Below are 26,405 nucleotides of genomic sequence, written 5' to 3'. Positions count from 1 at the left end.
TCAGTCGGTTATCTCAATCGCATTGACCTCCCCATCGACAGATTGGCAGGCGCGCAGCAACACGCCCTCAAGGTGCGTCTGGACATAGGCGGCATGAAATCGGCTTGGCGCCCTGAGGGTCAGCCGCCCCCCTGCCCTGCCCGTGCGCGTCAGCGCCTGAAGCCATGCACCAAACCGCCCTGCGTCCTCTGCATAAAGCACCGCCCGCGCCAGCGCCCATTCCGTGGCGTCGTCAATCTCGGGCGCGGCAACCGTCCCTTGTACCGGGAACGGCACCACCGTCTCTGCCGGGACGCCTTCAAGCCTGAGCGCGAAGTCCGGACCAACCTCTGGCCAGATCCCCTTGGTCGCATCCAGCATGGCACCGGTGTCAAACCCATAGGTCGTTACACGCCCCCGCGCCCCCTGCCGCTTGATCACCAGCCAGCCCATGGCGCGCAGCTTGGCGATATCGCGTTTGACCGTGCGTTCGTTGCACGACCACAGCCGCGCAATCTCGCGCTGACCGATCGACAACTCATCCCGCGCCCAGTTGTAGCGCGCCGTCATCAAGGTGATCAGACGCAGCACCAGCCGTTGATCATGCTTGCCCAACGACAGGGCATGCGCCCCTAACGCCGTGATCAAATCGTATTTGCGTGCGGCAGCCCCCGGCCCCGCCACCTTTTTTTGGAGCATATCTCTGCCCGCCTCTTGCCGCAGCGACACGGCGCTGCTTACCTCATGGTCCGAACTCTTTGGGTCCGGTTTGTTGGCTTTCAGAGAAACTCAACGCTTTTCCGAAGCCTTGCCTGATTTGCGTCCAAAGTTGCGATTCTGTCAAGGGTTAGCTCGATCCTGAATATGTGCCCTACCTAATTCAGAATGAAATTCGTGGTATTAAAGGTATTGGGTGACATCCAGTGCGTCCCCTATTCAGAGCCTTTTGTCCCCTATTAGGGTCTCACACTGCAAATGCTGTCACGTTGTTTTACCCAGCTTTGGCATCAGGTCGGGCAGGCCCTCCGATTCGCGCTTGCCTCAAGGAATAAAGGCGTATCGTCATAATATTGAGATTTACATTTTTCGCAAATTCAGCGTTAATCATGAAACGACGGTAATTAGCGTCCTGAAAAAAGGTGCGATACTGCCGGACTACAGGTGTCCCCGCGGGGACACAGGCGGAAAAATGAATAAAAAGAGGCATTTGAGCATGTTCACCCACCAAGACCTTGCAAAGCTGCAGGCGCAGTCCCTCAAGATGCAGGGGTTCATTCGGCAACAGACCTTCTCGCCCGAGAATGAAAAGACCCTGCGCCGCTTCTCAAGCTGGGAAGTGGCCGAACTGATCTTCAAGGTCAATCAGTCGACCCTGCGCGGCCGGCTGGCCGCCGACCCGTCGCTGCCGCAGGGCCAGACCGAGGAAGAAGGCCGCCAGCACTGGTACACGCTGGAAGAGATCAACGAGCTGCGTCGCCGCCTCAAGGTCAACCGCAAGTCCCTGATGCCAACGCGCCCCGCGGGGAAACGGGCCATCCGTGCTGCCATCGCCAACTTCAAAGGGGGTGCGGGCAAATCGACGGTCGCACTACACTTTGCCCACGCCGCCGCGTTGGACGGCTACCGTGTGCTTGTTGTCGACTTTGACCCGCAAGCCACGCTGAGCCACTCGATGGGCCTCAATGACGTGAACGAGGAATATACGGTCTGGGGCGTGATGGCCCGCGATCTGATCCGCGAGACGGAGCGCATGAACGCGGTCACCCAGGGCGCTGAAAGCGGTGCCGCCCTGCCCCAGCGCAAGCTGCCCAGCTCCATCACCGAGATGGGTCTGAATGAGCTGCGTGTCACGGATTTCATCAAACCCACGAACTGGCCGACAATCGATGCCCTGCCCTCTTGTGCCAACGCAGCCTTTGTCGAATTTGCCAGCGCCCAGTACCGGCATCTGAACCCCGAATGGTCGTTCTTTGCTGCCGTGTCGCGGTACCTCGACAGCCTGCCTGAGGACGCCTACGACATGATCATCTTCGACTGTCCGCCTGCCATTGGCTATCAGTCGATGAACGCGGTCTTTGCGGCGGATGTCCTCTATATCCCCTCTGGCCCCGGATATTGGGAATACGATTCCACCACCTCATTCATCGGACAGTTGGCCGAGGCGCTTGAGGATTTGGAGCGTTTCGGCGGCGCTGTCCCCGCGGGGACACTTTCACTGCCCAAGGTTTTTGCGGATGTGCGTTTCTTGCTGACCCGCTTTGAAAGCAACAATGAACTGCACCGTGCGATGCAGCAGGCCTTCGGTAAGGTGTTCGGCGATAGGCTTGCCGAACATCCTATCGAAATGACCCGCGCAGTTGAGCAATCGGGCCGCTTCCTAAGCTCCATTTACGAGACGGATTACCGCGACATGACACGCGAGACATGGCGGCGGGCACGGGCGTCCTTTGATCAGGCGTACGAGGAATTCAAAGGGCATTTGATCACCGCATGGGACACCATCTGATACAGGTTGGGGAGGATAGAGCATGAGTAAGAAGAAACGCGTATTCGACATTGATTTTGAGGATGTGGACGTCACGCTAGAATCCTCTGTCCCCGCGGGGACAGAGGCGCGGCGGGGTCCAATGGCAGCGGCGATCACGGAAAACGCCGCAGCCCTGACAGAACGACAGGCAGCCGAAGCTGCGATCCGCGCCGAGAACGACGCACTGGCGCATGAGCATGTGCGGCTGAAAAAAGCGGGACTGATCACGGATCTCATTCCGCTGGACGACATCCGCACGGACAAGCTGACCCGTGACCGCGCGCCCGGACGCGATCCTGAGATTGATGAGCTAAAGCGATCGATCCGCGAAATTGGCCTGTCGAACCCGATCCGGGTTGAGCCGGTGGGTGATGGCTTTGAACTCATTCAGGGCTTCCGGCGTGTCACGGCTTACCGCGAACTGTTCGAGGAAACCGGCGATGACGCATTTGCCCGTATCCCCGCGGGGATCAACGCGAAGGGTGAAAACCTGCTGCGGCTTTACCGGCGCATGGTGGACGAAAACCTTGTGCGGCGCGGCGTGTCTTTTGGCGAGATGGCGCAGCTGGCGATCAACTACCGCAAGCAGGCGACCGAAGTCGAAGGGTATGACCACGCGGTCGAACTGCTCTTTGCCTCATCGGGCCGCCAGAAAAGATCCTACATTCGGCATTTCGTGCGCCTGCTGACCGAGACGAACGGGCAGATCAAACATGTCGATACCATCCCGCGCGCGCTGGGTTTGCAGGTCGTCAAACGGTTGGATGAAAACCCCGAGGCCAAGGGCATTCTGAACCGTCTGCTGGCCGCCAAGGAAGGCCGGACAGCAGAGCAGGAGCAGGCGCTGATGAGCGACTTTGTCGCGCAGATGTCGGTGACGCCCAAGAAGAAGGTCAAGCTGACCACGCCCCGTGCGGCCAAGACGACCTTTCGCCTGAACCGTCCCGACGGGGACGCGAAATGCACTGTCGCCGATGGCCGGATCGAGCTGCGGCTGGAGCGCGATTTCAGTGGGGTGGAGCGCAAGCGGCTGGAAGAGGCGGTTGAAGCGTTTTTGGCTGCTCTGGAAGGGTAAAACAGGTTGTCCCCGCGGGGACACACGTCGAAAAGCGTTATATTTCAGATATTTAAGTTGAATTCTCTTCCAAAAAGACGCGGAGGGCGGAAAACACCGCTTCCGCGTCTTCTTCGTGGGCCAGATGCCCCAGTCCCGGCAGGGACACATGACGCGCCTCTGGCATTTTCAGGGCCACATCGCGCGAGGTTGATGGGGGTACGGCTTTGTCGCGATCCCCGGTGATCAGCAGGGTTTTCGATGGATGGCTGGGCAGGGCACGCAGCAGCGGATCCAGATCCCATTGCGCCATCATGGCAAGCGTGCCGTCCACGTGACCTTCGTCCCCGATCAGCGCGCGGTACCAGCGCAAATCCTCCTCCGACAGATGCGATCCGGTGCCTTCGATCAGGCGGGTCACGGACTGTGGTCGGGACGTTGACGCGGTAAACAGGCGGGCCACCCAGGGCGTCATCGCCAGCGCCTTGGCCATCATCGGGAACAGCAGACCGGCAAGCCCTTTGAAATTTCCCAGCGCGGCATTGATGCCGACAACCGGCGGGGCAGGGGACATGTGGCGGGCCATCTCAAGCGCGATGGCGGCACCGGCGGAATGGCCGATGATGGCGTCAGGTTTCCAGCCCTGATCCATGCAAAGCCCGGTCAGATCCTGTGCCATCGGCACCAGCCCCATGCGTTGTTGCGCACCGCTTTTGGTAAACCCTTGTCCCGGCAGGTCCACGGCGACGACGTGGTGGTTCTGCGCAAGCAAGGGCATAAGGTGCCGCCAGCTTTGCGTGCCGCCGCCCGCGCCGTGGATAAGTAATACAAGAGGGCCTTTGCCCATCTCCTGAATATGCCATCGGTGCGGTTTGCACAGGGTAAAGCGCGACTGCGCGGCATGGGGCCAGCTGTCTTTGTATCGTGCCCAATCCATTCAGATTTCCAGCGTGCGAGAGACTGTCTGGGAAAGCGCCTGCGCGTCTGCACGGGGGAGCGAGACATAGTGTCCCCGCAGGGACAGGGAAAGCTCCCTTAGCGCCGGTTCCGGGCGACGACCGGTGTCGATGATAATCGTGTCGATGCCCGCCTGCGCAATCTGGGTCGCAACGCGCGTGGCGTCAGTCGCGGCCTGCGCACGATCCGGTGCCCCATTCAGGGCGACATTGCTGCGCCCGTCTGTGAGCAGGACTATTACCGGGCTAAGACCCTTCCGGAAGGCTGTCGAAGCAGTCTCTAATGCCACGTGCAGACCCGTAGCCAGCGGGGTTCCGCCACCACCCGGCAATTCCGCAAGTCGGCGTTTGGTCTGTACCAGGGATCGGGTGGGCGGCAGCAACGTTTCCGCGCCTTCTCCACGAAATGAAATCAGTGCGACATGGTCCCGCCGGGCATAGGCTTCGGCCAAAAGCAGCTCTACGGCGCCTTTGGCCTCTGCCAGACGGGCGAGAGCGGCAGAGCCGGAAGCATCTACAGCAAACACCAGCAGGCGGTCTGAGAGGTCCTCATATCGCCTGTAGCGCAGATCTGTGGGATGGATGATCGGGCCGGTTCGATCCGGGAGCGCGGTTTTTCGCAGCTTTTGCCACGGCACGGCGGCGCGCAGGGTTGCGATCAGATCGACACGGGCTTGCCCGTTTCTGGCGCTGGTGTTCCGGGCGGGCAGGGGGCGGCCGCGGCGGTTGCCAATGCGCTTTTGCCCTGCACCGCTGCCAGAGGCACTTTTCAAAGTGTTAGAGCCTTTTTGGCTCAGCAGATTGGGGGGCAGCGCAGTCTCGATTGCAGCAAGAAGAAGCTCGTCTGGCAATGTGACCTTGTCAGGGCTTCGCGGTTGTTTGTTTGGTTCTGGTTCAGGTTCGTTCTGGCGCGGCTCTGGTGCCTCCTGCGGCAGTTGAGTTGCACGAGGAGCGAGGACAAGCTCCGCTGCCGCGATCATATCCGCCTCAATGACGGTCTTTCGCCCATTTAGAGCCGCATATGCCTTGGCCGCGCTCAGCGCCAGCGTCGGTGCACGCAGGCTGGTGATACCAAGCGAAACCGCCAGTGTCACAAGATCAGTCATGATCTGATCGGACGTATTGATGTGCGCCGGATCGAGGCGTGCACCGACTGCGATCTCTTGGTCTGATATGTCCTGCAGGCCAAGACCTTCGAGAGAAACATGAAACGCCAGCCGGTCCGTCAAAGCAATGGGCGGCGGCGCGTCTTCTTCGGTGCGTTCGTCCAGCATGATCACCGAGTTGCCCGTGCCTGTATCAAGCATGGAGGCGATGGATGCGGCCATCAGGGGCGGGGTGCGTTCGGCCATGGTCAACACAAAGTGTCTTTTGTGCGCATCAAGCAGCCCGCGTTGGCGCACCAGCGTCCCTTCGGACAGGCTGGTCGAGACGTCGATGCCGCCGGTGAGGGTGTCCTGGGTCATCTGGGGATGCAGCCTGACGCATTGGCTGGGAATGCGCGCAAGAAATGCGTCCCGGACCGGGCCGGACCGGGCGTGCAGAACGATGCCCTTCAGGCCTTTGGGGTCAATTTCCAACAGCCGCAGGGCCGTTATCGCGCGGCCCCAAGGGGTCATCCCAACACGTCCTCGACAATCCGGCTGACGCGGGTGCCGGTGCCTGCTTCATCCAGTGGATCGCGGCGCAAGCGGTGGCGCAGGGCCATCGGCGCCACTTCGCGGATGTGCGAGCGGGTAAGGGCGGTGTCATCACGGTAGGCGGCGTAGGCGCGGGCGGCTTTCAGCAGGGTCAGTTCGCCGCGCAACCCGTCCGAGCCAAGCTTGATGCAAAGCTCTGCCACATCACGCAGGGTCTGTTCAGGTGTTTTGAGCTTGGTCAGGGTCTTGCGCGCCTTCAGGATGCGGTCGCGCAGGGCGGCGTCTTCGGCCTGCCAGCGCAGCATGAAGGCGGTGTTGTCATTTTCAAAAGCATCGCGGCGTTTGATGACCTCGATCCGCTCGTCGATGTCGGTGGGCGAGGTCACGTCAACCGACAGGCCGAACCGGTCCAGCAGTTGCGGACGCAATTCGCCTTCTTCGGGGTTGCCTGAGCCGACAAGGACGAAGCGGGCGGCGTGGCGGATCGACAGGCCTTCGCGTTCGATAACGTTCTCTCCGGATTGGGCGACGTCCAGCAGCAGATCAACGATGTGGTCTTCGAGCAGGTTTACCTCATCAATGTAGAGGTACCCGCGATTGGCCGCAGCCAAAAGCCCCGGCTGAAAAGCCTTTTCGCCTTTTGTCAGGGCCTTTTCGATGTCCAGCGCGCCTGTCACGCGATCTTCTGACGCGCCAAGCGGCAGATCAACGACCGGGGTCGGGATCTTGTGGGCAGTTTTCTTGGTCACCTTGGCCCATGATGGGCAATCGTCAAACCGTTCACTGTTCACCGGGCATGCCTTGACCGCCTTGATCGGTGGCAGGAGGGCCGCGAGGGCGCGCACGGCAGTTGATTTGCCGGTGCCACGGTCACCAAAGACCAGCACGCCGCCGATTGAGGGGTCGATGGCGGTCAGCAGCATGGCGCGTTTCATCTCGTCCTGACCGACGATCGCAGAAAAGGGGAAGGGGTGCTTCATTTGTTCAAAGCCTCTTTCAGAGGGGAGGTGCCGCCCCATGTGCCTTCATCGCCGAGTAGCGTGAAGCGGGCGTAGAGTTCTTCGCGAAACCAGCCTTCGTCGCGGACAGCGCGGATGGCTTCGGCGTGGGGGCCTGTACGGGCGAAATCCGCCATACGCGCGGCGTCTGGCCAGATGGAAAAGGTGACCTGATGCAACCAGGGGATTTCGCCGATGCCAATTTTGAACATCACGTTTGGATCCTGGCCAATCACCCGTGAGATATTGGGTACGCGACGCCAAAAGCGGGTCAAAATGCCCGGTTTGATTGTTGCACGGGTCAGGGCGGCAAGAGGGCCCTGCGCGCTGTTTTCGGTTGGTTCAAAAGGGGCCACGCCGGACCATGCGCCGCGCGCTGTATCGGCGGACATGTAGATCGTCCAGCTTTCCGCTGATTTGGCGCGGTAGCGTTTGAAAATACTTGCGTCAGACTGTGCTTTTTCCGCGGTTTGCTTGTCAGGCCATGTGCAAAGGACGGCATAGACGCCGAAATTTGGAAACGGCGTAAATCCTTCGCCCGTGCCGGAGCCGCAGAGTTTCCAGAAGCCGATGCCGGGGATGCGCGCCATTGCGGGGCGTGCAAGGCCCATCATCACGAACGCCCACGTCCGCGCCATCACGCTGTCAAAGCGGTAAAGGCTGAGGCTGACCACCTGTGTCACTGGTTCCGAGTCCCTTCGGCTGTCAGGCTAGGTTTACATATTCATATGCCTTTGGGAAGGGAGACCCTTGCATGATTGTAAATTAAACTGGACAGTTGTAATGTCGGATAAGCTGACATGGGGATCTTATGACAGACGATGTGCGCGCGATTGTAATTGGAGCCGGTCTTGGCGGGCTTGCAGCGGCGATGCGGCTGGGGGCCAAGGGATACACTGTTACGGTGCTGGACAGGTTGGACAAGGCCGGTGGGCGGGGTTCGTCCATCACGCAAGATGGGCATCGGTTTGATTTGGGCCCGACAATCGTGACGGTACCGCAGGTGTTCGAAAAACTGTGGGAGGCCTGCGGGCGCAATTTCCACACCGATGTTGATCTGCGCGCGCTTGATCCGTTCTACGAGGTGCGCTGGCCCGACGGGACGACGTTCTCTGCCTGCGGTGATGAAGTACGGATGGAATCAGAGGTCGCCAAGATCAATGCGGGCGATGTCAAAGGTTACCGAAAGTTCCTGAGGGATTCGAAAGCCCGCTATGTTGTTGGCTTTGAGGGGATGGTTGCCAAGCCGATGCATCGGCTTTGGGAGACAATCAAGGTATTGCCAACCTTTGCCTGGTTGCGGGCAGACCGGTCGATCTATGGTCTGGCGGCGGCACGGTTTCGGGATGAAAAGCTGCGGATGGCGTTTTCGTTCCATCCGCTCTTTATCGGGGGGGACCCGGCGCATGTGACATCGATGTATGCGCTGGTGGCACATCTGGAGAAAGAATTCGGCGTCCATTACGCCATGGGTGGTGTGCAGCGGATTGCCGATGCGATGGCGGCGGTTGTCCGCGCGCAGGGCGGGGTGGTCCGACAGGGCGCTGAAGTGGATGAAATCCACGTTGAGAATGGTGCGGCGACGGGCGTGACGCTGACTGATGGCACCCGGTTGGATGCCACAACGGTCGTCAGCAACGCGGATGCGGGCCATACCTATGACCATCTGCTGCGCAACCATCGCAAACGGCGCTGGACGGCTGCGAAGCTGCGCAGGCGGCGGTGGTCCATGGGGCTGTATGTCTGGTATTTCGGGACCAAGGGCACGGCGGACATGTGGCCCGAACTGGGGCATCACACGATCCAGAACGGCCCGCGCTTCAAGGGGTTGCTGCGGGATATCTTCATGCGCGGCAAGCTGGCCAACGACATGAGCCTTTATGTGCACCGTCCCAGCGTCACGGACCCAAGCGTGGCACCCAAGGGGGACGACACGTTTTATGTGCTGTCGCCTGTGCCGCATCTGGGATGGAAGGACGCAGTGGATTGGGAGCGGGAAGAGCCGATCTATCGCGAGAAAGTGGCGCAGGTGCTGGAAGGCATGATGCCGGGGTTCCGTGACCGGATTTCGACGGAATTGGTTTTCACGCCAGAGACATTCCGCGACAGGTATCTTAGCCCCCATGGCGCGGGGTTTTCGCTTGAGCCGCGGATTTTGCAGTCCGCGTGGTTCCGTCCGCACAATGTAAGCGAAGAGGCCAAAGGCCTGTATCTGGTCGGTGCGGGGACGCATCCGGGGGCCGGGCTGCCGGGTGTGGTGTCGAGCGCCGAGGTGCTGGGCAAGCTGGTGCCGGATGCCCCGGTCGCGGCGGATACGCCTGTGCGGGAAGACCCGCACGGGATGGCAGCGGAATGATTGCGCCTGCGGATATGGAGCATTGCCGGGCGGTCATCCGCACCGGATCGCTGTCGTTTCACACGGCATCGAAACTGTTGCCTGCCTCAGTGCGCGATCCGGCATTGGCGCTTTATGCGTTTTGCCGGTTGGCCGATGATGAGGTTGACGAAGGCGATCACAAGGCGCGGGCGGTTTTGAATCTGCGCGACCGGCTGGACGAGGTGTATGCGGGCAAGCCGCGCAACGCACCGGAGGATCGGGCCTTTGCCGCGATTATCGAGGCCTTCGATATGCCCCGTGCCTTGCCCGAAGCGTTGTTGGAAGGGTTGGCGTGGGATGCGTCGGAACGCCGATATCAGACACTATCCGGCGTGATAGACTATTCTGCCCGGGTGGCGTCCGCCGTGGGGGCGATGATGTGCGTGCTGATGCGCGTGCGCGATGCCGATGCGCTGGCGCGCGCCTGTGATCTGGGCGTGGCGATGCAGCTGACAAACATCGCCCGCGACGTGGGCGAGGATGCGCGGGCAGGGCGGCTGTACTTGCCGCTGGACTGGATTGAAGAGGCGGGGCTGACGCCCGAGCAGTTTCTGGGACAGGGGACCGCGACAACACAGACACAGCGGATGGTCCGGCGGTTGCTGGCAGAGGCACGCAGATTGTACATACGGTCCGAAGCGGGGATTTCAGCGCTGCCCATCAAGGCGCGTTCGGGCATTTTCGCGGCAAGATACGTCTATGCCGGTATAGGCACGCAGGTGCGGCGCAACGGATATGATAGCGTCACGCGGCGGGCGCATACGTCCAAGGCGCAAAAGCTGGGCTGGGTGATGCAGGCGGGCCTCCGCGCTGCTGGAACTGTTGTAATGCCACAGTCGCCGGTGATTTACGCGGCCCCCTTGCCGGAAGTGGCATTTCTGGTTGACGCGGCCAAGTCCGGACTAACTGGTGCATCTCAGGGCCGCACGGCGGCGCTGCTGGACGTACTGCGGGATCTGGACGCCCGTACCGGATCTTCGCAAATGGCGGCCGAATAGGCCGCGAAAGGAAGAGGTCATGGATCTTTATCTTTTTGGTATCTTTTTGCTGGCCTGCTGTGCCGCGGGGGCGACGGGTGCGGTGTTTCAGCCGGGGCGCTGGTACGATTCGCTGAACAAGCCAAGCTGGACCCCGCCTGACTGGGCATTCCCCGTTGCGTGGACGACGATCTATTTGCTGATCTCTTTCGCCGGGGCGCGGGTGGCAGTGCTGGAGGGCAATGCCTATGCGATGGCGTTCTGGGCGTCGCAGGCGGCGTTCTCAACCCTGTGGACGCCGATCTTTTTCGGGCTGCGGCGGATGAAGGGGGCATTGCTGGTGATGGCGCCGCTGTGGCTGTCGGTCGCGGGCTGCGTCTGGTTCAATTTTCAGCTGGATTTCTGGGCCGGGCTGGCGTTCCTGCCATATCTGGCGTGGGTCACGGTTGCGGCCGCTTTGAATGCGACGGTTTGGCGGCTGAACCCCGGTGTGGACCCGATTGTGCCTGCTGATTTGTGATCGCGGTGGCGGGGTATGCCCCGCCCCACGGTAAACGCTTTCGGTGCGTAGCGCGCTGCTTCCAGTACTTTCAGAAAGTCCATTTGGCGCGTCGTGGGACGCGGACGGCGAGCATGGGCTTTAGCAAAGGGTTGGCATACCGGTTAAGGTCGAGTGCCTCGTGAACGCCCTGGGTTCTTTCGCCGTTGATCTGGGTTTCCACCACAGCGCGGGAATAAAAGGGGGCGTCAAGCATTGCCTTGGTCTGGCGGGGTATGACGCCGGGGTCTGCACGGGTTTCGCGCCGTAGCGCCCATAGGGTGCGTTTGAACGGCGTGCGCGGCGGAGCGGAGACGATTTCGGCAGCGCCTGTGTCCGAGAAGGCAACAGCAGCCTCCAGCGATGTGCCGTCGCGGCGGGTGGCATCGTAAAAGCACGTGGCGCCGGCCTGCGTGGGGTAGCGGCCCCATGTCCAATAGCTGAAATCATGTTCCAGCGGGCGGATGCCAAAGTTGCTGTCGAAATAGCCGTGACCGTTGAATTGCCAGCCCTTGGCCTCAAGATCGACGGTGATGTCACTGACGGGCGCAAAGGGGCGCCAGATGTGAGCCCCGTCAGGAGTGAGCGGCAGTTCGACATTTGTGATCGCCGATGGGGTTAGGGTGATCCGACCGCGCATGCGGGAGATCAGCGGTAGGGAGGAAACCTCGTTGATGTCGATCACCAGTTGGTCGCCCGTCCATGTCATTGAGGAGGGGCCGACGGCGAATTGATCGGGCGAGGTGCGTAGCGCGGATGTGCCGCGATCCGTCATGGCAAAGCGGCCACCGGGGCCGTAGGTGGCCACGTTGATGCAGCAGTGGTTGGCAGGCGTGTGGCGTCCCGACCAGTGGAACCACGGAGAAAAGACCGACCCTATGAAGCCGATGACGGAGACGGCGCGTTTGCCATCGTCTGAGACACCGTCGATGTACCACCATGCGTATCCGCCTGCTGGGACGTCGAGGTCAAAGAAAGGTCTTGCGTGATCGCCTCGGCCGCGTGGGCTGCGCAAAGTGTCGCCATCGGGGTGCCCGCCCCCGGATGCACGCCGCCGCCCACCAGATAGAGCCCCGGTATCTTGCTGCGGACCGTTGGGCGCTGGAACGCGGCCATCATCCCATGTGGGGATCGCCCGTAAAGAGAGCCGTTGCTGGCCGGGAACATCGCGGCGAAGTGTTCCGGCATCGTCAGGCTGCCTGCCTGCGGGCGCGGTGTGAAGTGAAGACCGAAGCGGGCCAGGCGTTGCAGGGTCGCTGAATGACATCTTTCTTGGTCCTCCGGGGAAAGTGTGCTGCTATCTGGGGCAGGGGGGGCGTTCATGATGATCTCGAACCGTTCGGGACCATCGGGGGTGGCGCCGCCGAAACGGTCCTGTGCGCAGATGTAGAGCGTCGCGTCACGGGGCATCTGGCCCTTGGCAAGAGCGCTGAATTCATCGTTCGGATTGGTGCAGAAAAAGACGTTGTGACCTGCAAGGTCAGCGCCTTCGGCGATGGCTGCGAAGCTGTGGACATAGGCCGAGAGGCTGCGACGTTCAGTTGCGTCAGAGGTGACAGCCGTACGGGATTTGTTGCCGAGCAGGCCGGTGTACAATGCACGCGGGTCGCCGTTGAACAGAACGGCATCAATGGGGATGCGGCCAGTTTCGGTTTCGATGGCAGAGGGTTTGCCATTTTGCATCTCAATCCGGTGGACATGTGCATTGTAGTGGAACCGGGCACCCAGATCGGTGGCGCGGGCGGCGATGGCCTGTGCAAGTTTGTGCATGCCGCCCTCGACATGCCAGACACCCTGGCTTTCTGCGTGCCAGATCAAGCTGAGCAGCGCTGGCGAGGCGTCGGGGATGCCGCCCACGTAGGTGGCGTAGCGGCCAAAAAGCTGGGCGAGCTTGGGTTCGGAGAACTGTGCAGACAAGCTGCGTGAAAGGGTCCGGAGCGGGTCCATTTTCGGGATGAGGCGCGGATTGCGCAGGACTGTTGCGCTGAGGGCGTGCAGTGACGGTGCGGCGGTTTGCATCATGGGCGCGTCAAAGGCATCAAAGAGCATCGCTGCGCGTTTGCTGAAGGCGCTGAATTCGTCAGCGATCTTGGGGCCGAACGCAGCGCTGACGTTTTCGATGCTGGCGGTCGGGTTTGCCATCAGGTCAAGTGTGGTGCCGTCGGGCCAGAAGTGTCGGGCGAGGATGTCTTCTTGTTTGAGGGTGACATGATTGGACAGTGCGCTGCCGGTGTCGTCGAATAATTTTTCGAAGACATGCTTCATCGTCAGCACGGTGGGACCGGCGTCAACGGGACCAGCCCGTGATGGGGTGGTGCGCATTTTGCCGCCAGGGTGGGCGTGACGTTCAAATACGGTTACGCGCGCGCCGGCATGGGCAAGCCGAAGCGCGGACGCGAGCCCGCCAATCCCCGCACCAATGATGGCGATATGTGGGGGGCGTCCTGTCATGCCGGAAAGGCAGCGATAGATTCCATATGTCTACTTTAGTTGACACATGGACTGTCATCAATACACTACATGTGACGCTAAAGGAGAGTCGCATGGATTTCGCCGCCCGTATTGATACCGCCATCACCCGTGCCATTCATCAGGGACAGGCCAGGCCTTCGCCAGCCAAGTTGGCGTCGGCCCTGCATTATACTGTGACGCCGGGTGGGGCGCGTATCAGGCCGTCGATTCTGATGTCGGTGGCTGCCGCCTGCGGGGACCGGACGCCGGACCTGACCAACGCGGCGGCGGCGGCGCTTGAGCTTATTCATTGTGCCTCTCTGGTGCATGACGATCTTCCCTGTTTTGACGATGCCGATACCCGGCGCGGAAAACCGGCTGTACACAAGGCCTTTGGTGAACCGCTTGCGGTTCTGACGGGCGACAGCCTGATCGTGATGGCCTTTGAGGTGCTTGCGCGCGCGGCGGTTCATGACCCGGCGCAGGCGGTGCAATTGATGTTGATCCTTGGCAACCGGACGGGGATGCCCAATGGTATCTGTGCGGGGCAGGGTTGGGAGAGCGAGACGGAAGTCGATCTGCGCGCCTATCACCGCGCGAAGACCGGGGCGCTGTTCATGGCGGCCACGCAGATGGGTGCGGTGGCGGCTGGCGAAGATGCGGAGCCCTGGGAAGAGCTGGGCGCGCGTATTGGTGAGGCGTTTCAGGTCGCGGATGATCTGCGCGACGCGCTGTATGATGAAGAGACATTGGGCAAACCCGTAGGGCAGGACGATCTGCACGGGCGGCCCAACGCGGTGACGGAGTTCGGGATCGAGGGCGCGATTGGGCATATGCGCGAGATCCTGACGGGCGCGATTGCATCAATCCCGAAATGCCCCGGTGAGGCGATGCTGGCCAAGCTGGTCACCGCGCAGGCCGAGGTGCTGACCCCGATCAAGTGGCGCGCCAGCCAACAGATGACACCCGGCGAATAATGGCGGATGTCCCGGCACCCATGCCGTCCGCCGGACGGTCGCGGCTGCCTTCCTTTGCAAATATCATTGCCCGGCGTGGATTTCAGAAATGGGCCGCACGGTTTCCGTTGACCCGCCGTCTGGTGCGGCGCGAGGGAGAGGCGCTTTTTGATCTGCTGGCCGGGTTTTGCCATAGCCAGGTGCTGTTGGCGCTGGTTCAGTTGGAGATACCGCAGGCTTTGATTGAGGGGCCTGCCACGTCACGGTCATTAGCGGCGAAGAGCGGCGTGCCCGAGGACCGGATGGCGGTACTGCTGAAAGCGGGTACTGCGCTTGGCTTGCTGAAGTCGAAGCGCGGCGGGCGGGTTGGCCTGACCCAGCGCGGTGCGGCGCTGGTCGGTGTGCCGGGGTTGCAGACGATGATCCGCCATCATGATGTGTTGTACCGGGATCTGGCGGATCCGGTCGCCTTCTTTCGCGGTGAGACCGACCCGGAACTTGCCGGTTTCTGGCCTTATGTCTTCGGCGGTGAAGTCGATCCACAGACCGCGGCGACCTATTCCGACCTGATGGCCCAGAGCCAGCTATTGGTCGCGGATGATACATTGGATGCGGTCAGCCTGAAGGGCGTGCGGCATCTGATGGATGTCGGAGGCGGCACGGGGGCGTTTCTGGCCGAGGTCGGTGCGCGGTTTCCAGACCTCAAGTTGACGCTGTTTGATTTGCCGGCTGTCGCACCACATGCCGAAGCGCGATTTGCGCAGGCGGGATTGGCCGCGCGGACAGAGATTGCGTCAGGTTCGTTTCGCACAGATGCCCTGCCGGCGGGTCCGGACGCGATATCGCTGGTGCGTGTGCTTTACGATCATACGGATGAAACGGTCGCGGCGCTCTTGGCCAAGGTGCATGACGCGCTGCCCGAAGGCGGGCAATTGATTATCTCTGAGCCGATGAGCGGCGGGGCGCGGCCGCAGCGGGCGGGTGATGCCTATTTCGCGATCTACACATTGGCGATGGGAACCGGGAAAGCACGCAGTGCTGATGAGATTGCGCAGATGTGCCGTGGGGCGGGGTTTCAGACCATTGCCCAGCCAGCTGTACGACGGCCTTTTATCACTGCCTGTGTTGTTGCGACGAAAGGTAATACTTGAATGTCTAATTAAGTTGACAGCTGGAAGTGTCAGATTTACCTTACACTATAAGATAGACAGTTTGGTGAGTCTCTTGACGCGCATCAGTCCGTCAAAAAGACGATCAAGGGGGAGACCATTGCAGACAACCGCCGTCATACTGAACGGACCACGTGACCTGAGCCTCGACCGGTTGAGCGTTACCCCTCCGTCCAAGGGCGATCTGGTTGTTGAGGTCACCCATTCAGGGATTTCTACAGGAACCGAAAAGCTGCTTTGGACCGGCGATATGCCGCCCTTTCCGGGCATGGGCTATCCGCTGGTGCCGGGATACGAGGCTGCCGGTGAAGTGGTCGAGGCTGCGCCTGCCACGGGATACAAGCCGGGCGACCGCGTGTTCGTGCCAGGGGCTAATTGTTTTGACGGGGCGTTCGGATTGTTCGGCGGTGCGTCCAGTTTGCTGGTCTCTGACGCCGACCGCGTGACGCGCATTGATCCAGCATTGAAAGAAGAAGGTGCCCTGCTGGCCCTGGCCGCAACAGCGCGTCATGCGATGGCGGGACCGGGCAAGGCTGTGCCGGACCTGATCGTGGGTCACGGTGTGCTGGGCCGCTTGCTGGCGCGGTTGACGATTGCCGCTGGTGCGCCTGCGCCGACAGTCTGGGAAATTGATCCTTCGCGCGCTTCCGGTGCCGAAGGATACGAGGTGCTGCATCCGGATACGGATACGCGCCGCGACTACGCTTCTGTCTACGACGCCTCCGGTTCCGTTGAGGTGCTGGGCGATCTGATCGGTCGGATCATCAAGGGTGGCGAAATCGTGCTGGCGGGCTTTTACGCGGCACCCATCCAATTCGCCTTTCCGCCGGCCTTCATGAAAGAGGCGCGGTTTCGTGTGGCGGCAGAGTGGACGCGCGACGACCTGATGGCGACCCGGTCGCTGGTGGAATGCGGGGCGCTGAGCCTTGGCAACCTGATAACGCACCGCGCGAAAGCTGCGGATGCGACGACGGCCTATGAGACGGCCTTCTCCGATGGCGACTGCCTGAAAATGATTCTCGACTGGAAAGGTCACGCATGACACTTGATATCCCCAATCTGAAAGATGGCGGCACGATCAAGGATTTTGATCAGCGGTTGCGTGATGAGGCGAACGAAGATTTCGCCGACATCGTTGTTGATGAGCCAAAGTCCAAGACCCAGATCATCGCGATCTATGGCAAGGGCGGGATCGGCAAGTCGTTCACGCTGGCCAACCTCAGCCACATGATGGCCGAGCAGGGCAAGCGTGTGCTGCTGATCGGCTGTGATCCGAAGTCGGACACAACCTCGCTGCTCTTCGGGGGCAAGGCGTGCCCCACGATCATCGAGACCTCAACGCGGAAAAAGCTGGCCGGTGAAGAAGTGCAGATCGGCGATGTGTGCTTCAAGCGCGGCGGTGTGTTCGCGATGGAGCTGGGCGGACCGGAGGTTGGTCGCGGCTGCGGCGGGCGCGGGATCATCCACGGCTTTGAACTGCTCGAGAAGCTCGGCTTTCACGACTGGGACTTTGATTATGTACTGCTTGATTTTCTGGGAGACGTGGTCTGCGGTGGTTTCGGTTTGCCGATCGCGCGGGACATGGCGCAGAAAGTCATTCTTGTCGCGTCGAACGACCTGCAATCGCTTTACGTCGCTAACAACGTCTGCTCGGCGGTCGAATACTTCCGCAAGCTGGGCGGCAATGTCGGTGTCGCGGGGCTGGTGATCAACAAGGACGATGGCTCAGGCGAGGCGGCAGCCTTTGCCGAAGCGGTCGATATCCCGGTGCTGGCGGCCATTCCGCAGGATGACGACCTGCGCAAGAAATCCGCCAATTACCAGATTGTCGGCACCATGGAGAGCCAGTGGGGTCAGCTGTTTGCGGACCTCGGGATGGAAGTGGCCGACGCGCCGCCCGTGCGTCCGAACCCGCTGGATCAGGATGGGCTGCTTGGTTTGTTCGATGCGTCGGAGACAGGTGGCAACGTGGTGCTTGAGCCCGCGACGGATGCGGACATGCGCGGCAAGTATTCCAAACCGAAGGTTTCGCTGGAGGTTGTCTACGACGATGTCTGATCGCACCGGATATAACGTCGACTATGACGACGCCGGGTCGGTGGTGATCGACGAGGCAAGCCATGCGCCGATGGCGGGGGATGATGTTCCGACGTCGCAGGACGGTTTGGGCTGCCACTCTGGCGCGACCATGGCCGAGGCCGCGCGGTCAGCAGGTCAGTCGGAGTTGCTGGATCAATTCGCCAAGGACTATCCGCAGGGACCGCATGACAAGCCACAGTCGATGTGCCCGGCGTTTGGGTCGCTGCGCGTGGGTCTGCGGATGAAGCGAACGGCGACGATCCTGTCGGGATCGGCCTGCTGTGTCTACGGGCTGACCTTCGTGTCACACTTCTATGGCGCGCGGCGCTCGGTCGGCTATGTGCCGTTCAATTCAGAGACATTGGTGACCGGCAAGCTGTTCGAGGACATCCGCGAAGCGGTGCATGACATTGCGGATCCCGAAAAGCTGGACGCGATAGTGGTGACGAACCTGTGTGTGCCGACAGCGTCGGGCGTGCCGCTGCAGTTGTTGCCGGATGAGATTGATGGCGTGCGTGTGGTGGGTATCGACGTGCCGGGCTTTGGCGTGCCGACCCACGCCGAGGCCAAGGACGTGCTGGCCGGTGCGATGCTGAATTACGCGCGGCGCGAGATTGAAGCAGGTCCCGTTGCAATGCCCGAAAGTGGGAAATCGGACCGACCCACAGTCAGCCTGCTGGGCGAGATGTTTCCGGCCGACCCGATGATGATCGGTGCGATGCTGGCCCCCATGGGACTGGCTGCGGGGCCTGTGGTGCCGTGCCGCGAATGGCGTGAGTTGTACGCAGCCCTTGATTGCGGTGTGGCCGCGGCGATCCATCCTTTCTACACGGCCAGCGTCCGTGAATTTCAGGCCGCAGGGCGGCCAGTTATCGGCTCTGCCCCTGTGGGGCATGATGGCACGGCAAGCTGGCTGGCCGCGATTGGTGATGCCTTTGGTGTATCGGCAAAAGAGGTGGCGGCGGCGCAGAATGCTTTCCTCCCTGCGATAAAAGCAGCGCTGTCCGCCACGCCGATCAAGGGCACGATCACGCTGTCGGGCTATGAAGGCTCTGAACTGCTGGTCGCGCGTCTGTTGATCGAAAGCGGCGCGGATGTGCCATATGTGGGCACCGCCTGTCCCAAGACGCCATGGTCTGCGGATGATGCGGCATGGCTTGAGGCAAAGGGCGTGAAGATCAAGTATCGCGCGTCACTGGAAGATGATTGCGCGGCGATGGAGGCGATCCGGCCTGATCTGGCGATTGGCACGACGCCGGTTGTCCAGAAGGGCAAGGAGCTGGGGATACCATCGCTGTACTTCACCAACCTGATTTCGGCGCGGCCCCTGATGGGTGTCGCGGGTGCCGGGTCTCTGGCGCAGGTCGTGAATGCGGCCATCGGCAACAAGGACCGGATGGGCAAGATGAAAGCCTTTTTCGAAGGCGTGGGACACAACGACACCGCCGGTGTCTGGGAAGGCAGCCCGAACCTTCAGCCGCAGTTCCGGGCGCAGAATCTGAAGAAGCTTGAGAAGCAGGCGCGCGCTGCCAAAGCGGCGCAAATGATATGAACGGGTTCGCTTGCATATCCCTTTCCCGCAATGCGGAGGTGTCGTCATGCTAGTGCAAGACCACGACCGCGCGGGCGGATATTGGGGGGCGATCTATGCCTTCTGTGCTGTCAAAGGTTTGCAGGTGGTGATCGACGGGCCCGTGGGCTGCGAGAACCTGCCGGTGACTTCCGTGCTGCATTACACAGACGCGCTGCCGCCACATGAGTTGCCGATTGTCGTCACCGGTCTGGGTGAGGGCGAGATGGGCGCGGGGACCGAAGAGTCCATGAAGCGCGCCTGGGAAACACTTGATCCGGCGTTGCCAGCCGTTGTCGTGACCGGGTCCATTGCCGAGATGATCGGTGGTGGCGTCACACCGCAAGGCACGAACATTCAGCGGTTCCTCCCGCGCACCATTGATGAAGATCAGTGGGAAGCGGCAGACCGTGCGATGACGTGGATCTTTACCGAATTCGGGATGACCAAGGGGCGGATGCCGCCAGAGAAAAAGCGCGAAGAGGGTGCCGCACCGCGCGTCAATATCCTGGGCCCGATGTATGGCACGTTCAACATGCCATCCGATCTGCACGAGATTAGACGACTGGTCGAAGGGATCGGCGCTGAGGTTAACATGGTGATGCCACTGGGCAGCCATGTGGGCGAGATGCGAAACCTTGTGAACGCGGATGTGAATGTCTGCATGTACCGCGAGTTCGGACGGGGCCTGTGTGAAGTGCTGAACAAGCCCTATCTGCAGGCGCCGGTTGGTGTGGACAGCACCACGAAATTCCTGCGCAAGCTGGGTGAACTGCTGGGTCTGGACCCCGAGCCGTTCATCGAGCAGGAAAAACATTCCACGATCAAACCGGTCTGGGATTTGTGGCGGTCGGTGACGCAGGATTTCTTTGCCACCGCGTCCTTCGGGATTGTGGCGAATGAGACTTACGCGCGCGGCGTGCGGAACTTCCTTGAAAACGATCTGGGACTGCCCTGTGCCTTTGCGGTGGCCCGCATGCGCGGGAAAAAGACGGATAACGATCAGGTCCGCGCGATGGTGCATGACAAGCGCCCGCTGATCCTGATGGGGTCGATAAATGAAAAAATTTATCTGGCCGAGATGAAATCGGGTTTTGGGCCAGCGCCGACGTTCATTCCCGCCAGCTTCCCGGGTGCTGCCATTCGGCGCGCGACGGGCACGCCTTTCATGGGCTACGCGGGTGCCACGTATATCGTGCAGGAAGTGTGCAACGGGTTGTTTGATGCGCTGTTTCACATCCTGCCGCTGGCGTCCGAGATGGATGCAACGCCGGCAACCCCTACACCATTACGTCGTGACTTCCCCTGGGATGCCGACGCACAGGCGAAACTGGATGAGATCGTGGCAAGCCACCCGATTCTTACCCGGATTTCCGCCGCCAAGACCCTGCGCGATGCCGCCGAAAAACGCGCGCTTGATGCAGGGGACGAACGGGTCGTGCTGGAGACAGTGAACAGCCTGCAATCAGCTTCGGGAGGAGCCAAACCATGACGGATATGACAACAGAGACGATCCACGTAGAGCCACACCGCGCAAAAAGCGGCCCGCCCATGCGCGAATATTATGTCTATTTCGCGATCATTTTCGCAGCGACATTGCCGCTGACGATCCTCACATGGGTGCTGTCCACAGCCCGCCGGATGGAGCTGCCCGAACGCGGGCCCATCAAGGCGGCATGGTCACAGGCCAACATCATAACACCACGCATCTTTTCCGCGTGATGTAAGCCACCCGCGCATTAGCCCCGCGCAGGTGACACGAAATTCGGGAGCCTCCCCGACAAAGAGGTTCATCACTCCCCCCCGGGGTGGTGGATTAGAGCGCAGGATGAGCCTGCGTTGTAACCCGGCCGCGGGGGGTACGCGGCGTCGGCACTTTTTTTCGTAAGGAGAAAAACATGGCTGATAAAAATGACCTGTCCTTCACAGGTTTGACAGACGAGCAAGCGCAGGAATTGCACTCGGTCTATATGAGCGGCTTCACGATCTTCACGATCGTGGCTCTGGTCGCGCATTTGCTGACGTACTTCAAACTGCCTTGGTTCGCCTGGTAATCGAGAGGATTTCGAGAAATGGCACAGTTTTACAAAATCTGGCTGATCTTCGACCCCCGCCGCGTGTTCGTGGCGCAGGGCGTGTTCCTCTTTCTGCTGGCGGCGATGATTCACCTCGTCCTGCTCAGCAACCCAGAGACGAACTGGTTCAACCTCGCCTTCGGCGCGGGTGAATAAGCTCAGCTTTTAAGACACAGCCGCGGGCGGGTCAGCCCCCCGCCCGCAGCAACCACATAATTTCACGCGCATCACATGGCCCGTAGGGACAGGACCGCTGGCGCAAAAGGAGAAAGAAGATGGCACAGCTCAGCTTCGAAAGAAAATACCGGGTCCGGGGTGGGACGCTGGTTGGCGGCGATCTGTTCGACTTCTGGGTGGGGCCCTTCTACGTCGGCTTTTTTGGCGTCACGACGTTCTTTTTCGCCGCACTCGGTACGATACTGATTTTCTACGGCGCCGCCCTTGGCGACACCTGGAACCCCTGGTTGATCTCGATTGACCCACCGTCCCTTGAAGTGGGTCTTGGCATGGCGCCGCTGGCCGAAGGCGGTCTTTGGCAAATCATCACCATGTGCGCGACGCTGGCCTTTGTCAGCTGGATGCTGCGCGAGGTCGAGATCTGTCGAAAACTCGGAATGGGCTATCACGTGCCCTTTGCCTTTGGCGTAGCGATCCTGGCCTATGTCACGCTGGTGATCATCCGGCCGCTGTTGATGGGCGCATGGGGCCACGGGTTTCCCTATGGCATCTTCAGCCACCTCGATTGGGTGAACAACGTCGGATATGCCTACGGCAACTTTCACTACAACCCCGCGCATATGATCGCCATCACGTTCTTCTTTACGAACTGTCTGGCGCTGGCGCTGCACGGGTCGCTGGTTCTGTCGGCAGTCAATACTGGCGGTAAGGAAAACCACATCGTTACACCGGATCACGAAGACACCTATTTCCGCGATCTGATCGGGTATTCGATCGGGCCACTCGGCATTCACCGGCTGGGTCTGCTGCTGGCGCTGAACGCCGGACTGTGGAGTGCGATCTGTATCGTGATCTCAGGCACCATCTGGTTCGACCAGTGGAGCGCATGGTGGGATTGGTATGCTTTGTTGCCCTGGTGGGCGGACCTGTAAGGAGGGTATGAAAAATGGCTGAATATCAGAATATCTTCACGCAGGTTCAGGTTCAGGGGCCGCCCGAAATGGGCGTCGATCCTGACGGACGATTGGGCCGCGAGCGGACGAATTCCGCGAGCTTCTCATCGCTGGCCGGTCTTTTTGGCAACGCGCAGCTGGGGCCGATCTATCTTGGACCTTTCGGGCTGGTGGCCTTGGCGACAGGCTTTGCTTGGTTCTTCATTGTCGGCATGAACTTCTGGTGGCAGGTGGATTACTCTCCGGGGTTGTTCTTCCGCGATCTGTTCTGGCTCGCGCTTGAGCCACCTTCGTCGGATTACGGGCTGGGCTTTGCCCCGCTGGATGAAGGGGGATGGTGGCTGATTGCCTCGTTCTTCCTGCTGGTGTCGGTGATCTCGTGGTGGATCAGGACGTACCTGAGGGCCGAGGAACTGGGCATGGGCAAGCATGTGAGCTGGGCTTTCGCCTCTGCGATCTGGTTGTTCCTGGTGCTGGGTCTGTTCCGGCCGATCCTGATGGGATCGTGGTCAGAGGCGGTGCCTTACGGGATCTTCCCGCATCTGGACTGGACGAACCTGTTCTCACTGACCTACGGCAACCTGTTCTACAACCCCTTCCACGCGCTTAGCATCGTGTTCCTGTATGGTTCTGCCCTGCTGTTTGCGATGCACGGGGCGACGATCCTGGCCGTCAGCCGCTACGGCGGTGAGCGGGAGATCGAACAGATCGTGGACCGCGGCACGGCATCCGAGCGAGCGGCCCTCTTCTGGAGATGGACCATGGGGTTCAACGCCACGATGGAAGGCATTCACCGCTGGGCGTGGTGGTTCGCAGTACTGACAACGCTGACAGGCGGTATCGGTATCCTGCTGACCGGAACGGTCGTGGACAACTGGTTTGTCTGGGCACAAGAGCACGGCTACGCGCCGCTTGATTGATAGGAGAAAGATGATGAGTGACAACAACGACTATCTCCGCACGGGCGAGGGTGATTTCCGACTGCGTGCCGATGTGACAGCCCTGATGTTGAAGGGGGCAGGTTATGCCGCGCTCTTCTGCTTTGCGGTGGGGTTCCTGATCTGGGTGATCTACGCCATCGGTCAGTTGCTGCCCGAGCAGTCCAAGGAAGCGGATGATCCAACGCCGTTTTCCTACAACCTGACTGTCGAGGACACGACGGTCAGCTAACGCTTTGGCGGGGCCGCGTGGTCGGCCCTTCCCACCAGTTCCAGTCCGATCATGTCCCTTGATCTGATTGGAAACGTCGGGAAGAGGCTTTCCCGACATGTCCTGTTGGCTACGGGAACCAGAGGGGACAGCACCGCGTGCGGCGCGGTCCCCTCTGATCCGGGCCAACAGGCACCTCCCTCCGTAGCCAAAGGAGCCAGAGATGCCATACCAAGACACACAGCGGCAGACGCCGTTCCTTGACCGGATCACTGCGCCGCATGATCTCAAAGGTCTGAGCAATGCGGACCTGCGATTGCTGGCCGATGAATTGCGTGCCGAGGTGGTCGAGGCTGTCTCGCAAACCGGGGGGCATCTGGGATCATCGCTGGGTGTGGTCGAGCTGACCGTGGCGCTGCACGCGGTATTCGACACGCCGCGTGACAAGCTGATCTGGGATGTGGGCCACCAGTGTTACCCGCACAAGGTACTGACCGGTCGGCGCGACCGGATGCATACACTACGGCAAGAGGGCGGGATTTCCGGTTTCACAAAGCGCAGCGAATCCGAATACGACCCCTTTGGCGCGGCGCATAGTTCGACCTCTATCTCTGCCGCACTTGGATTTACCGTTGGGCGCGATATGGGCCAGCCGACGGGCGATGCGATTGCGGTCATCGGGGATGGGTCGATCAGTGCCGGGATGGCTTATGAGGCGATGAACAACGCAGGTGCCGAGGGGCGGCGGATGTTCGTCATTCTGAATGATAACGAGATGTCGATTGCGCCCCCGGTGGGGGCGATGTCGTCCTATCTGTCGGGGCTTTATGGATCTCCGCTTGGATCGTTGCAGCAGGTGGCCGAAGGGTTTGAGGCCGCTTTGCCCGGTCCCCTGCGCGATCACGCACGGCGTGCGCGGCAGATGGTGACCGGTGCCGTCGGGGCGCAAGGAACCCTGTTTGAAGAGCTTGGTTTTCAATATGTCGGGCCGATCAATGGCCACGACATGGATCAGCTGATGAACGTACTGCGGGCCGCGCGAACCCGCGCGACGGGGCCTGTGCTGATCCACTGCTGCACGGTCAAAGGCAAGGGCTACGCCCCGGCCGAGCAATCAGCCGACAAGTATCACGGGGTTGGCAAGTTCACGGTGGCCTGCGGGACGCAGGCCAAGAAGCGCCCCAATGCGCCGAGTTATACGAAGGTGTTCGGAGAGGCACTGACCAAGCTGGCCGATCATGATCCGCGTATTGTCGGCATCAGTGCTGCGATGCCCGGCGGGACGGGAATGGATATCCTTGCACGCGCGCATCCCAAGCGGATGTTCGATGTGGGTATTGCAGAGCAGCACGCGGTGACCTTTGCCGCTGGCATGGCGGCATCGGGGCTGAAACCTTTTTGCGCGATCTATTCGACATTCCTACAACGCGGGTATGATCAGGTGGTACATGACGTGGCCTTGCAGAACCTGCCGGTGCGCTTTGCGATTGACCGGGCTGGATTGGTCGGTGCCGATGGCGCCACACATGCTGGCGCCTTCGATGTCGGCTATCTTGCGGCCCTGCCCAATATGACCGTGATGGCGGCGGCGGATGAGGCGGAATTGGTCCATATGGTTGCTACGGCCGCTGCGCATGACAGCGGGCCGATTGCCTTCCGGTATCCACGCGGGGAAGGTGAGGGCGTGCCGATGCCCGAGGTGGGTGAGGTTCTGGAGATCGGCAAGGGCCGGGTCTTGTTCGAAGGCACGGACGTGGCGATCCTGTCGTTCGGCGCGCATCTAGGCGAATGCCTAAAGGCGGCGAAAAAGCTGGAGGCGCAGGGCCTGTCAGTGACGTTGGCCGATGCGCGGTTTGCAAAGCCGCTGGACCGCAATCTGCTGCACCGTTTGGTGCGCAAACATCGCGCGCTGATCACGGTAGAGCAGGGGGCCAGGGGCGGATTTGGTGCGATGGTGTTGCATGATCTGGCGGGTGAAGGTTTGCTGGACGGATCATTGGCCATTCGGACGATGACGCTGCCGGACCGGTTCATTGATCAGGCCGCCCCGGATGCCATGTATGCGGATGCGGGGCTGACGGCGACGGATATTGCCGCGACCGCGATGCAGGCCGTGGGGCATCGGTCGGCGCGGATGCCGGGCGTTTGAGCCAAAGGAGCGGGGCAAGCCCCGCGTTCGATTATTTGATTGGGGCTCTGCCCCAAACCCGGGAGTTATAGGGGAAAGATGAGGCCTGAGGTCAGCCCAGGATCATCTTGTGGTGCTCTTTAAGGTAGATGCGCAGCCAGGGGGTGAATTTTTCGGGATTTTCGGCGATCTCGATGGCGAGCGCCTCCGGGGTGATCCAGCGGGTGTCCATGACTTCGTCAGGATTGGGGTCGAGGGGCATCGTGGCTCCGGCACGGGCGATGAAGACCTCGACGACTTCATGTTCGATCAGCCCGTTGCCGACGTCGGCGCGGTACTCGACCTGGCCCCGGTGTTTCAGGTCGAGGCCGGTGATCCCAAGTTCTTCATTCAGACGACGGTGGGCGCAGGTCAATGCATCCTCGCCCCATGCGGGATGGGTGCAGCAGGTGTTCGCCCAGAGGCCCGGCGTGTGGTATTTGCCAAGCGCGCGCTGCTGAATCAGGATTTTCCCGTCGCGGATCACAAAGACCGAGATGGCAAGGTGGCGCAATCCGCGCTGGTGCGCGGCGAGCTTTTCCACGGGCGTAAGGTCGCCATCGACCCATGCCGGGATCATGATGTTTGTGGGGACCATGCCACCGTCCATTGT

At 61.0% G+C, this 26,405-nt stretch carries 26 protein-coding genes; 18 read left to right on the top strand and 8 right to left on the bottom strand.

Annotated elements, in window-relative coordinates:
* Complete coding sequence (locus GV827_RS17320; protein WP_164355069.1) at positions 1 to 678, bottom strand: hypothetical protein; 678 nt, start codon at positions 676 to 678, stop codon at positions 1 to 3.
* Between the two features lie 514 nt (positions 679 to 1,192).
* Here GV827_RS17320 and GV827_RS17315 point away from each other — a divergent pair.
* Positions 1,193 to 2,485: an AAA family ATPase gene (locus tag GV827_RS17315; RefSeq protein ID WP_164355068.1), complete on the top strand. Its 1,293-nt coding sequence runs from the start codon at positions 1,193 to 1,195 to the stop codon at positions 2,483 to 2,485.
* A 22-nt stretch (positions 2,486 to 2,507) separates the two neighbouring features.
* Positions 2,508 to 3,581: a ParB/RepB/Spo0J family partition protein gene (locus tag GV827_RS17310; RefSeq protein ID WP_164355067.1), complete on the top strand. Its 1,074-nt coding sequence runs from the start codon at positions 2,508 to 2,510 to the stop codon at positions 3,579 to 3,581.
* Between the two features lie 52 nt (positions 3,582 to 3,633).
* Here GV827_RS17310 and bchO read toward each other — a convergent pair whose 3' ends face one another.
* The 4 genes from bchO to crtA are packed head-to-tail and all read right to left on the bottom strand — an operon-like array spanning position 3,634 to position 7,837.
* Positions 3,634 to 4,497: an alpha/beta fold hydrolase BchO gene (gene bchO / locus GV827_RS17305; RefSeq protein WP_164355066.1), complete on the bottom strand. Its 864-nt coding sequence runs from the start codon at positions 4,495 to 4,497 to the stop codon at positions 3,634 to 3,636.
* On the bottom strand, positions 4,498 to 6,135 hold the full coding sequence (locus tag GV827_RS17300; RefSeq protein ID WP_164355065.1) for a magnesium chelatase subunit D: 1,638 nt from the start codon (positions 6,133 to 6,135) through the stop codon (positions 4,498 to 4,500).
* A complete protein-coding gene (gene bchI, locus GV827_RS17295) occupies positions 6,132 to 7,136 on the bottom strand; it encodes a magnesium chelatase ATPase subunit I (RefSeq protein WP_164355064.1) in 1,005 nt (334 codons plus the stop codon). The genes GV827_RS17300 and bchI overlap by 4 nt, the downstream gene beginning before the upstream one ends.
* Positions 7,133 to 7,837, bottom strand: coding sequence for a spheroidene monooxygenase (gene crtA, locus GV827_RS17290; RefSeq protein ID WP_328823175.1), 705 nt, complete (start codon positions 7,835 to 7,837; stop codon positions 7,133 to 7,135). The genes bchI and crtA overlap by 4 nt, the downstream gene beginning before the upstream one ends.
* Before the next feature lie 128 nt (positions 7,838 to 7,965).
* Between crtA and GV827_RS17285 the strand changes: the two genes are divergently transcribed.
* Genes GV827_RS17285 through tspO form a run of 3 tightly spaced genes read left to right on the top strand, consistent with a single transcriptional unit; the run spans position 7,966 to position 11,028 of the window.
* Entirely contained in the window at positions 7,966 to 9,510 is a 1,545-nt protein-coding gene (locus GV827_RS17285; protein WP_164355063.1) for a phytoene desaturase, read from the top strand.
* Positions 9,507 to 10,529, top strand: a complete 1,023-nt coding sequence (crtB, locus tag GV827_RS17280) for a 15-cis-phytoene synthase (protein ID WP_164355062.1) — start codon at positions 9,507 to 9,509, stop codon at positions 10,527 to 10,529. The genes GV827_RS17285 and crtB overlap by 4 nt, the downstream gene beginning before the upstream one ends.
* Positions 10,530 to 10,548: 19 nt before the next feature.
* Positions 10,549 to 11,028, top strand: a complete 480-nt coding sequence (gene tspO / locus GV827_RS17275) for a tryptophan-rich sensory protein TspO (protein ID WP_164355061.1) — start codon at positions 10,549 to 10,551, stop codon at positions 11,026 to 11,028.
* Positions 11,029 to 11,098: 70 nt separating this feature from the next.
* On the opposite strand, the gene crtC is transcribed toward tspO, so the two are convergent.
* A complete protein-coding gene (gene crtC, locus GV827_RS17270; RefSeq protein ID WP_164355104.1) occupies positions 11,099 to 11,977 on the bottom strand; it encodes a carotenoid 1,2-hydratase in 879 nt (292 codons plus the stop codon).
* A complete protein-coding gene (crtD, locus tag GV827_RS17265; protein WP_164355060.1) occupies positions 11,923 to 13,497 on the bottom strand; it encodes a 1-hydroxycarotenoid 3,4-desaturase CrtD in 1,575 nt (524 codons plus the stop codon). The genes crtC and crtD overlap by 55 nt, the downstream gene beginning before the upstream one ends.
* Before the next feature lie 92 nt (positions 13,498 to 13,589).
* On the opposite strand from crtD, the gene GV827_RS17260 reads away from it, so the two are divergent.
* The 13 genes from GV827_RS17260 (at position 13,590) to dxs (ending at position 25,774) form a co-directional block, all read left to right on the top strand.
* The gene (locus tag GV827_RS17260; RefSeq protein WP_164355059.1) at positions 13,590 to 14,474 is read left to right on the top strand and encodes a polyprenyl synthetase family protein; all 885 of its coding nucleotides are present in this window, start codon (positions 13,590 to 13,592) and stop codon (positions 14,472 to 14,474) included.
* A complete protein-coding gene (locus tag GV827_RS17255) occupies positions 14,474 to 15,604 on the top strand; it encodes a methyltransferase (RefSeq protein WP_386334878.1) in 1,131 nt (376 codons plus the stop codon). The genes GV827_RS17260 and GV827_RS17255 overlap by 1 nt, the downstream gene beginning before the upstream one ends.
* Positions 15,605 to 15,722: 118 nt before the next feature.
* Positions 15,723 to 16,664: a chlorophyll synthesis pathway protein BchC gene (gene bchC, locus GV827_RS17250; RefSeq protein ID WP_164355058.1), complete on the top strand. Its 942-nt coding sequence runs from the start codon at positions 15,723 to 15,725 to the stop codon at positions 16,662 to 16,664.
* Entirely contained in the window at positions 16,661 to 17,680 is a 1,020-nt protein-coding gene (locus GV827_RS17245; RefSeq protein WP_164355057.1) for a chlorophyllide a reductase iron protein subunit X, read from the top strand. Before bchC ends, GV827_RS17245 begins: the two co-directional genes overlap by 4 nt.
* Complete coding sequence (gene bchY / locus GV827_RS17240) at positions 17,673 to 19,253, top strand: chlorophyllide a reductase subunit Y (protein ID WP_164355056.1); 1,581 nt, start codon at positions 17,673 to 17,675, stop codon at positions 19,251 to 19,253. The genes GV827_RS17245 and bchY overlap by 8 nt, the downstream gene beginning before the upstream one ends.
* 46 nt (positions 19,254 to 19,299) lie before the next feature.
* Positions 19,300 to 20,763 carry a chlorophyllide a reductase subunit Z gene (bchZ, locus tag GV827_RS17235; protein WP_164355055.1) on the top strand — a complete coding sequence of 488 codons (1,464 nt, stop codon included), beginning with the start codon at positions 19,300 to 19,302 and terminating at the stop codon, positions 20,761 to 20,763.
* Entirely contained in the window at positions 20,760 to 20,993 is a 234-nt protein-coding gene (pufQ, locus tag GV827_RS17230; protein WP_164355054.1) for a cytochrome PufQ, read from the top strand. Before bchZ ends, pufQ begins: the two co-directional genes overlap by 4 nt.
* 176 nt (positions 20,994 to 21,169) lie before the next feature.
* On the top strand, positions 21,170 to 21,325 hold the full coding sequence (gene pufB, locus GV827_RS17225) for a light-harvesting antenna LH1, beta subunit (protein ID WP_164355053.1): 156 nt from the start codon (positions 21,170 to 21,172) through the stop codon (positions 21,323 to 21,325).
* A gap of 18 nt (positions 21,326 to 21,343) precedes the next feature.
* Positions 21,344 to 21,502 (top strand): light-harvesting antenna LH1, alpha subunit, encoded by a 159-nt coding sequence (gene pufA / locus GV827_RS17220; protein ID WP_164355052.1) that lies wholly within the window; start codon positions 21,344 to 21,346, stop codon positions 21,500 to 21,502.
* A 119-nt stretch (positions 21,503 to 21,621) separates the two neighbouring features.
* Positions 21,622 to 22,455 carry a photosynthetic reaction center subunit L gene (gene pufL / locus GV827_RS17215; protein ID WP_164355051.1) on the top strand — a complete coding sequence of 278 codons (834 nt, stop codon included), beginning with the start codon at positions 21,622 to 21,624 and terminating at the stop codon, positions 22,453 to 22,455.
* 14 nt (positions 22,456 to 22,469) lie between these two features.
* Positions 22,470 to 23,396 carry a photosynthetic reaction center subunit M gene (pufM, locus tag GV827_RS17210; protein ID WP_164355050.1) on the top strand — a complete coding sequence of 309 codons (927 nt, stop codon included), beginning with the start codon at positions 22,470 to 22,472 and terminating at the stop codon, positions 23,394 to 23,396.
* A 13-nt stretch (positions 23,397 to 23,409) separates the two neighbouring features.
* Positions 23,410 to 23,646: an RC-LH1 core complex protein PufX gene (gene pufX, locus GV827_RS17205; protein ID WP_164355049.1), complete on the top strand. Its 237-nt coding sequence runs from the start codon at positions 23,410 to 23,412 to the stop codon at positions 23,644 to 23,646.
* Positions 23,647 to 23,848: 202 nt separating this feature from the next.
* Entirely contained in the window at positions 23,849 to 25,774 is a 1,926-nt protein-coding gene (dxs, locus tag GV827_RS17200) for a 1-deoxy-D-xylulose-5-phosphate synthase (protein WP_164355048.1), read from the top strand.
* Between the two features lie 91 nt (positions 25,775 to 25,865).
* Here the strand turns inward: dxs and idi are convergent, their stop codons facing one another.
* The gene (gene idi / locus GV827_RS17195) at positions 25,866 to 26,390 is read right to left on the bottom strand and encodes an isopentenyl-diphosphate Delta-isomerase (RefSeq protein WP_235930411.1); all 525 of its coding nucleotides are present in this window, start codon (positions 26,388 to 26,390) and stop codon (positions 25,866 to 25,868) included.
* Positions 26,391 to 26,405: the final 15 nt, after the last annotated feature.

Source organism: Sulfitobacter sediminilitoris, from assembly GCF_010667575.1.
GTDB classification, from domain to species: domain Bacteria; phylum Pseudomonadota; class Alphaproteobacteria; order Rhodobacterales; family Rhodobacteraceae; genus Sulfitobacter; species Sulfitobacter sediminilitoris.
This window is presented reverse-complemented; position numbering and strand designations above follow the sequence as displayed.

Excerpts from the sequence above, each read along its gene's own strand:
- GV827_RS17320 (WP_164355069.1), bottom strand. The coding sequence starts at position 678 with ATGCTCCAAAAAAAGGTGGCGGGGCCGGGGGCTGCCGCACGCAAATAC.
- GV827_RS17315 (WP_164355068.1), top strand. The coding sequence starts at position 1,193 with ATGTTCACCCACCAAGACCTTGCAAAGCTGCAGGCGCAGTCCCTCAAG.
- GV827_RS17310 (WP_164355067.1), top strand. The coding sequence starts at position 2,508 with ATGAGTAAGAAGAAACGCGTATTCGACATTGATTTTGAGGATGTGGAC.
- bchO (WP_164355066.1), bottom strand. The coding sequence starts at position 4,497 with ATGGATTGGGCACGATACAAAGACAGCTGGCCCCATGCCGCGCAGTCG.
- GV827_RS17300 (WP_164355065.1), bottom strand. The coding sequence starts at position 6,135 with ATGACCCCTTGGGGCCGCGCGATAACGGCCCTGCGGCTGTTGGAAATT.
- bchI (WP_164355064.1), bottom strand. The coding sequence starts at position 7,136 with ATGAAGCACCCCTTCCCCTTTTCTGCGATCGTCGGTCAGGACGAGATG.
- GV827_RS17285 (WP_164355063.1), top strand. The coding sequence starts at position 7,966 with ATGACAGACGATGTGCGCGCGATTGTAATTGGAGCCGGTCTTGGCGGG.
- crtB (WP_164355062.1), top strand. The coding sequence starts at position 9,507 with ATGATTGCGCCTGCGGATATGGAGCATTGCCGGGCGGTCATCCGCACC.
- tspO (WP_164355061.1), top strand. The coding sequence starts at position 10,549 with ATGGATCTTTATCTTTTTGGTATCTTTTTGCTGGCCTGCTGTGCCGCG.
- crtD (WP_164355060.1), bottom strand. The coding sequence starts at position 13,497 with ATGACAGGACGCCCCCCACATATCGCCATCATTGGTGCGGGGATTGGC.
- GV827_RS17260 (WP_164355059.1), top strand. The coding sequence starts at position 13,590 with ATGGATTTCGCCGCCCGTATTGATACCGCCATCACCCGTGCCATTCAT.
- GV827_RS17255 (WP_386334878.1), top strand. The coding sequence starts at position 14,474 with ATGGCGGATGTCCCGGCACCCATGCCGTCCGCCGGACGGTCGCGGCTG.
- GV827_RS17245 (WP_164355057.1), top strand. The coding sequence starts at position 16,661 with ATGACACTTGATATCCCCAATCTGAAAGATGGCGGCACGATCAAGGAT.
- bchY (WP_164355056.1), top strand. The coding sequence starts at position 17,673 with ATGTCTGATCGCACCGGATATAACGTCGACTATGACGACGCCGGGTCG.
- bchZ (WP_164355055.1), top strand. The coding sequence starts at position 19,300 with ATGCTAGTGCAAGACCACGACCGCGCGGGCGGATATTGGGGGGCGATC.
- pufQ (WP_164355054.1), top strand. The coding sequence starts at position 20,760 with ATGACGGATATGACAACAGAGACGATCCACGTAGAGCCACACCGCGCA.
- pufB (WP_164355053.1), top strand. The coding sequence starts at position 21,170 with ATGGCTGATAAAAATGACCTGTCCTTCACAGGTTTGACAGACGAGCAA.
- pufA (WP_164355052.1), top strand. The coding sequence starts at position 21,344 with ATGGCACAGTTTTACAAAATCTGGCTGATCTTCGACCCCCGCCGCGTG.
- pufL (WP_164355051.1), top strand. The coding sequence starts at position 21,622 with ATGGCACAGCTCAGCTTCGAAAGAAAATACCGGGTCCGGGGTGGGACG.
- pufM (WP_164355050.1), top strand. The coding sequence starts at position 22,470 with ATGGCTGAATATCAGAATATCTTCACGCAGGTTCAGGTTCAGGGGCCG.
- pufX (WP_164355049.1), top strand. The coding sequence starts at position 23,410 with ATGAGTGACAACAACGACTATCTCCGCACGGGCGAGGGTGATTTCCGA.
- dxs (WP_164355048.1), top strand. The coding sequence starts at position 23,849 with ATGCCATACCAAGACACACAGCGGCAGACGCCGTTCCTTGACCGGATC.
- idi (WP_235930411.1), bottom strand. The coding sequence starts at position 26,390 with ATGGTCCCCACAAACATCATGATCCCGGCATGGGTCGATGGCGACCTT.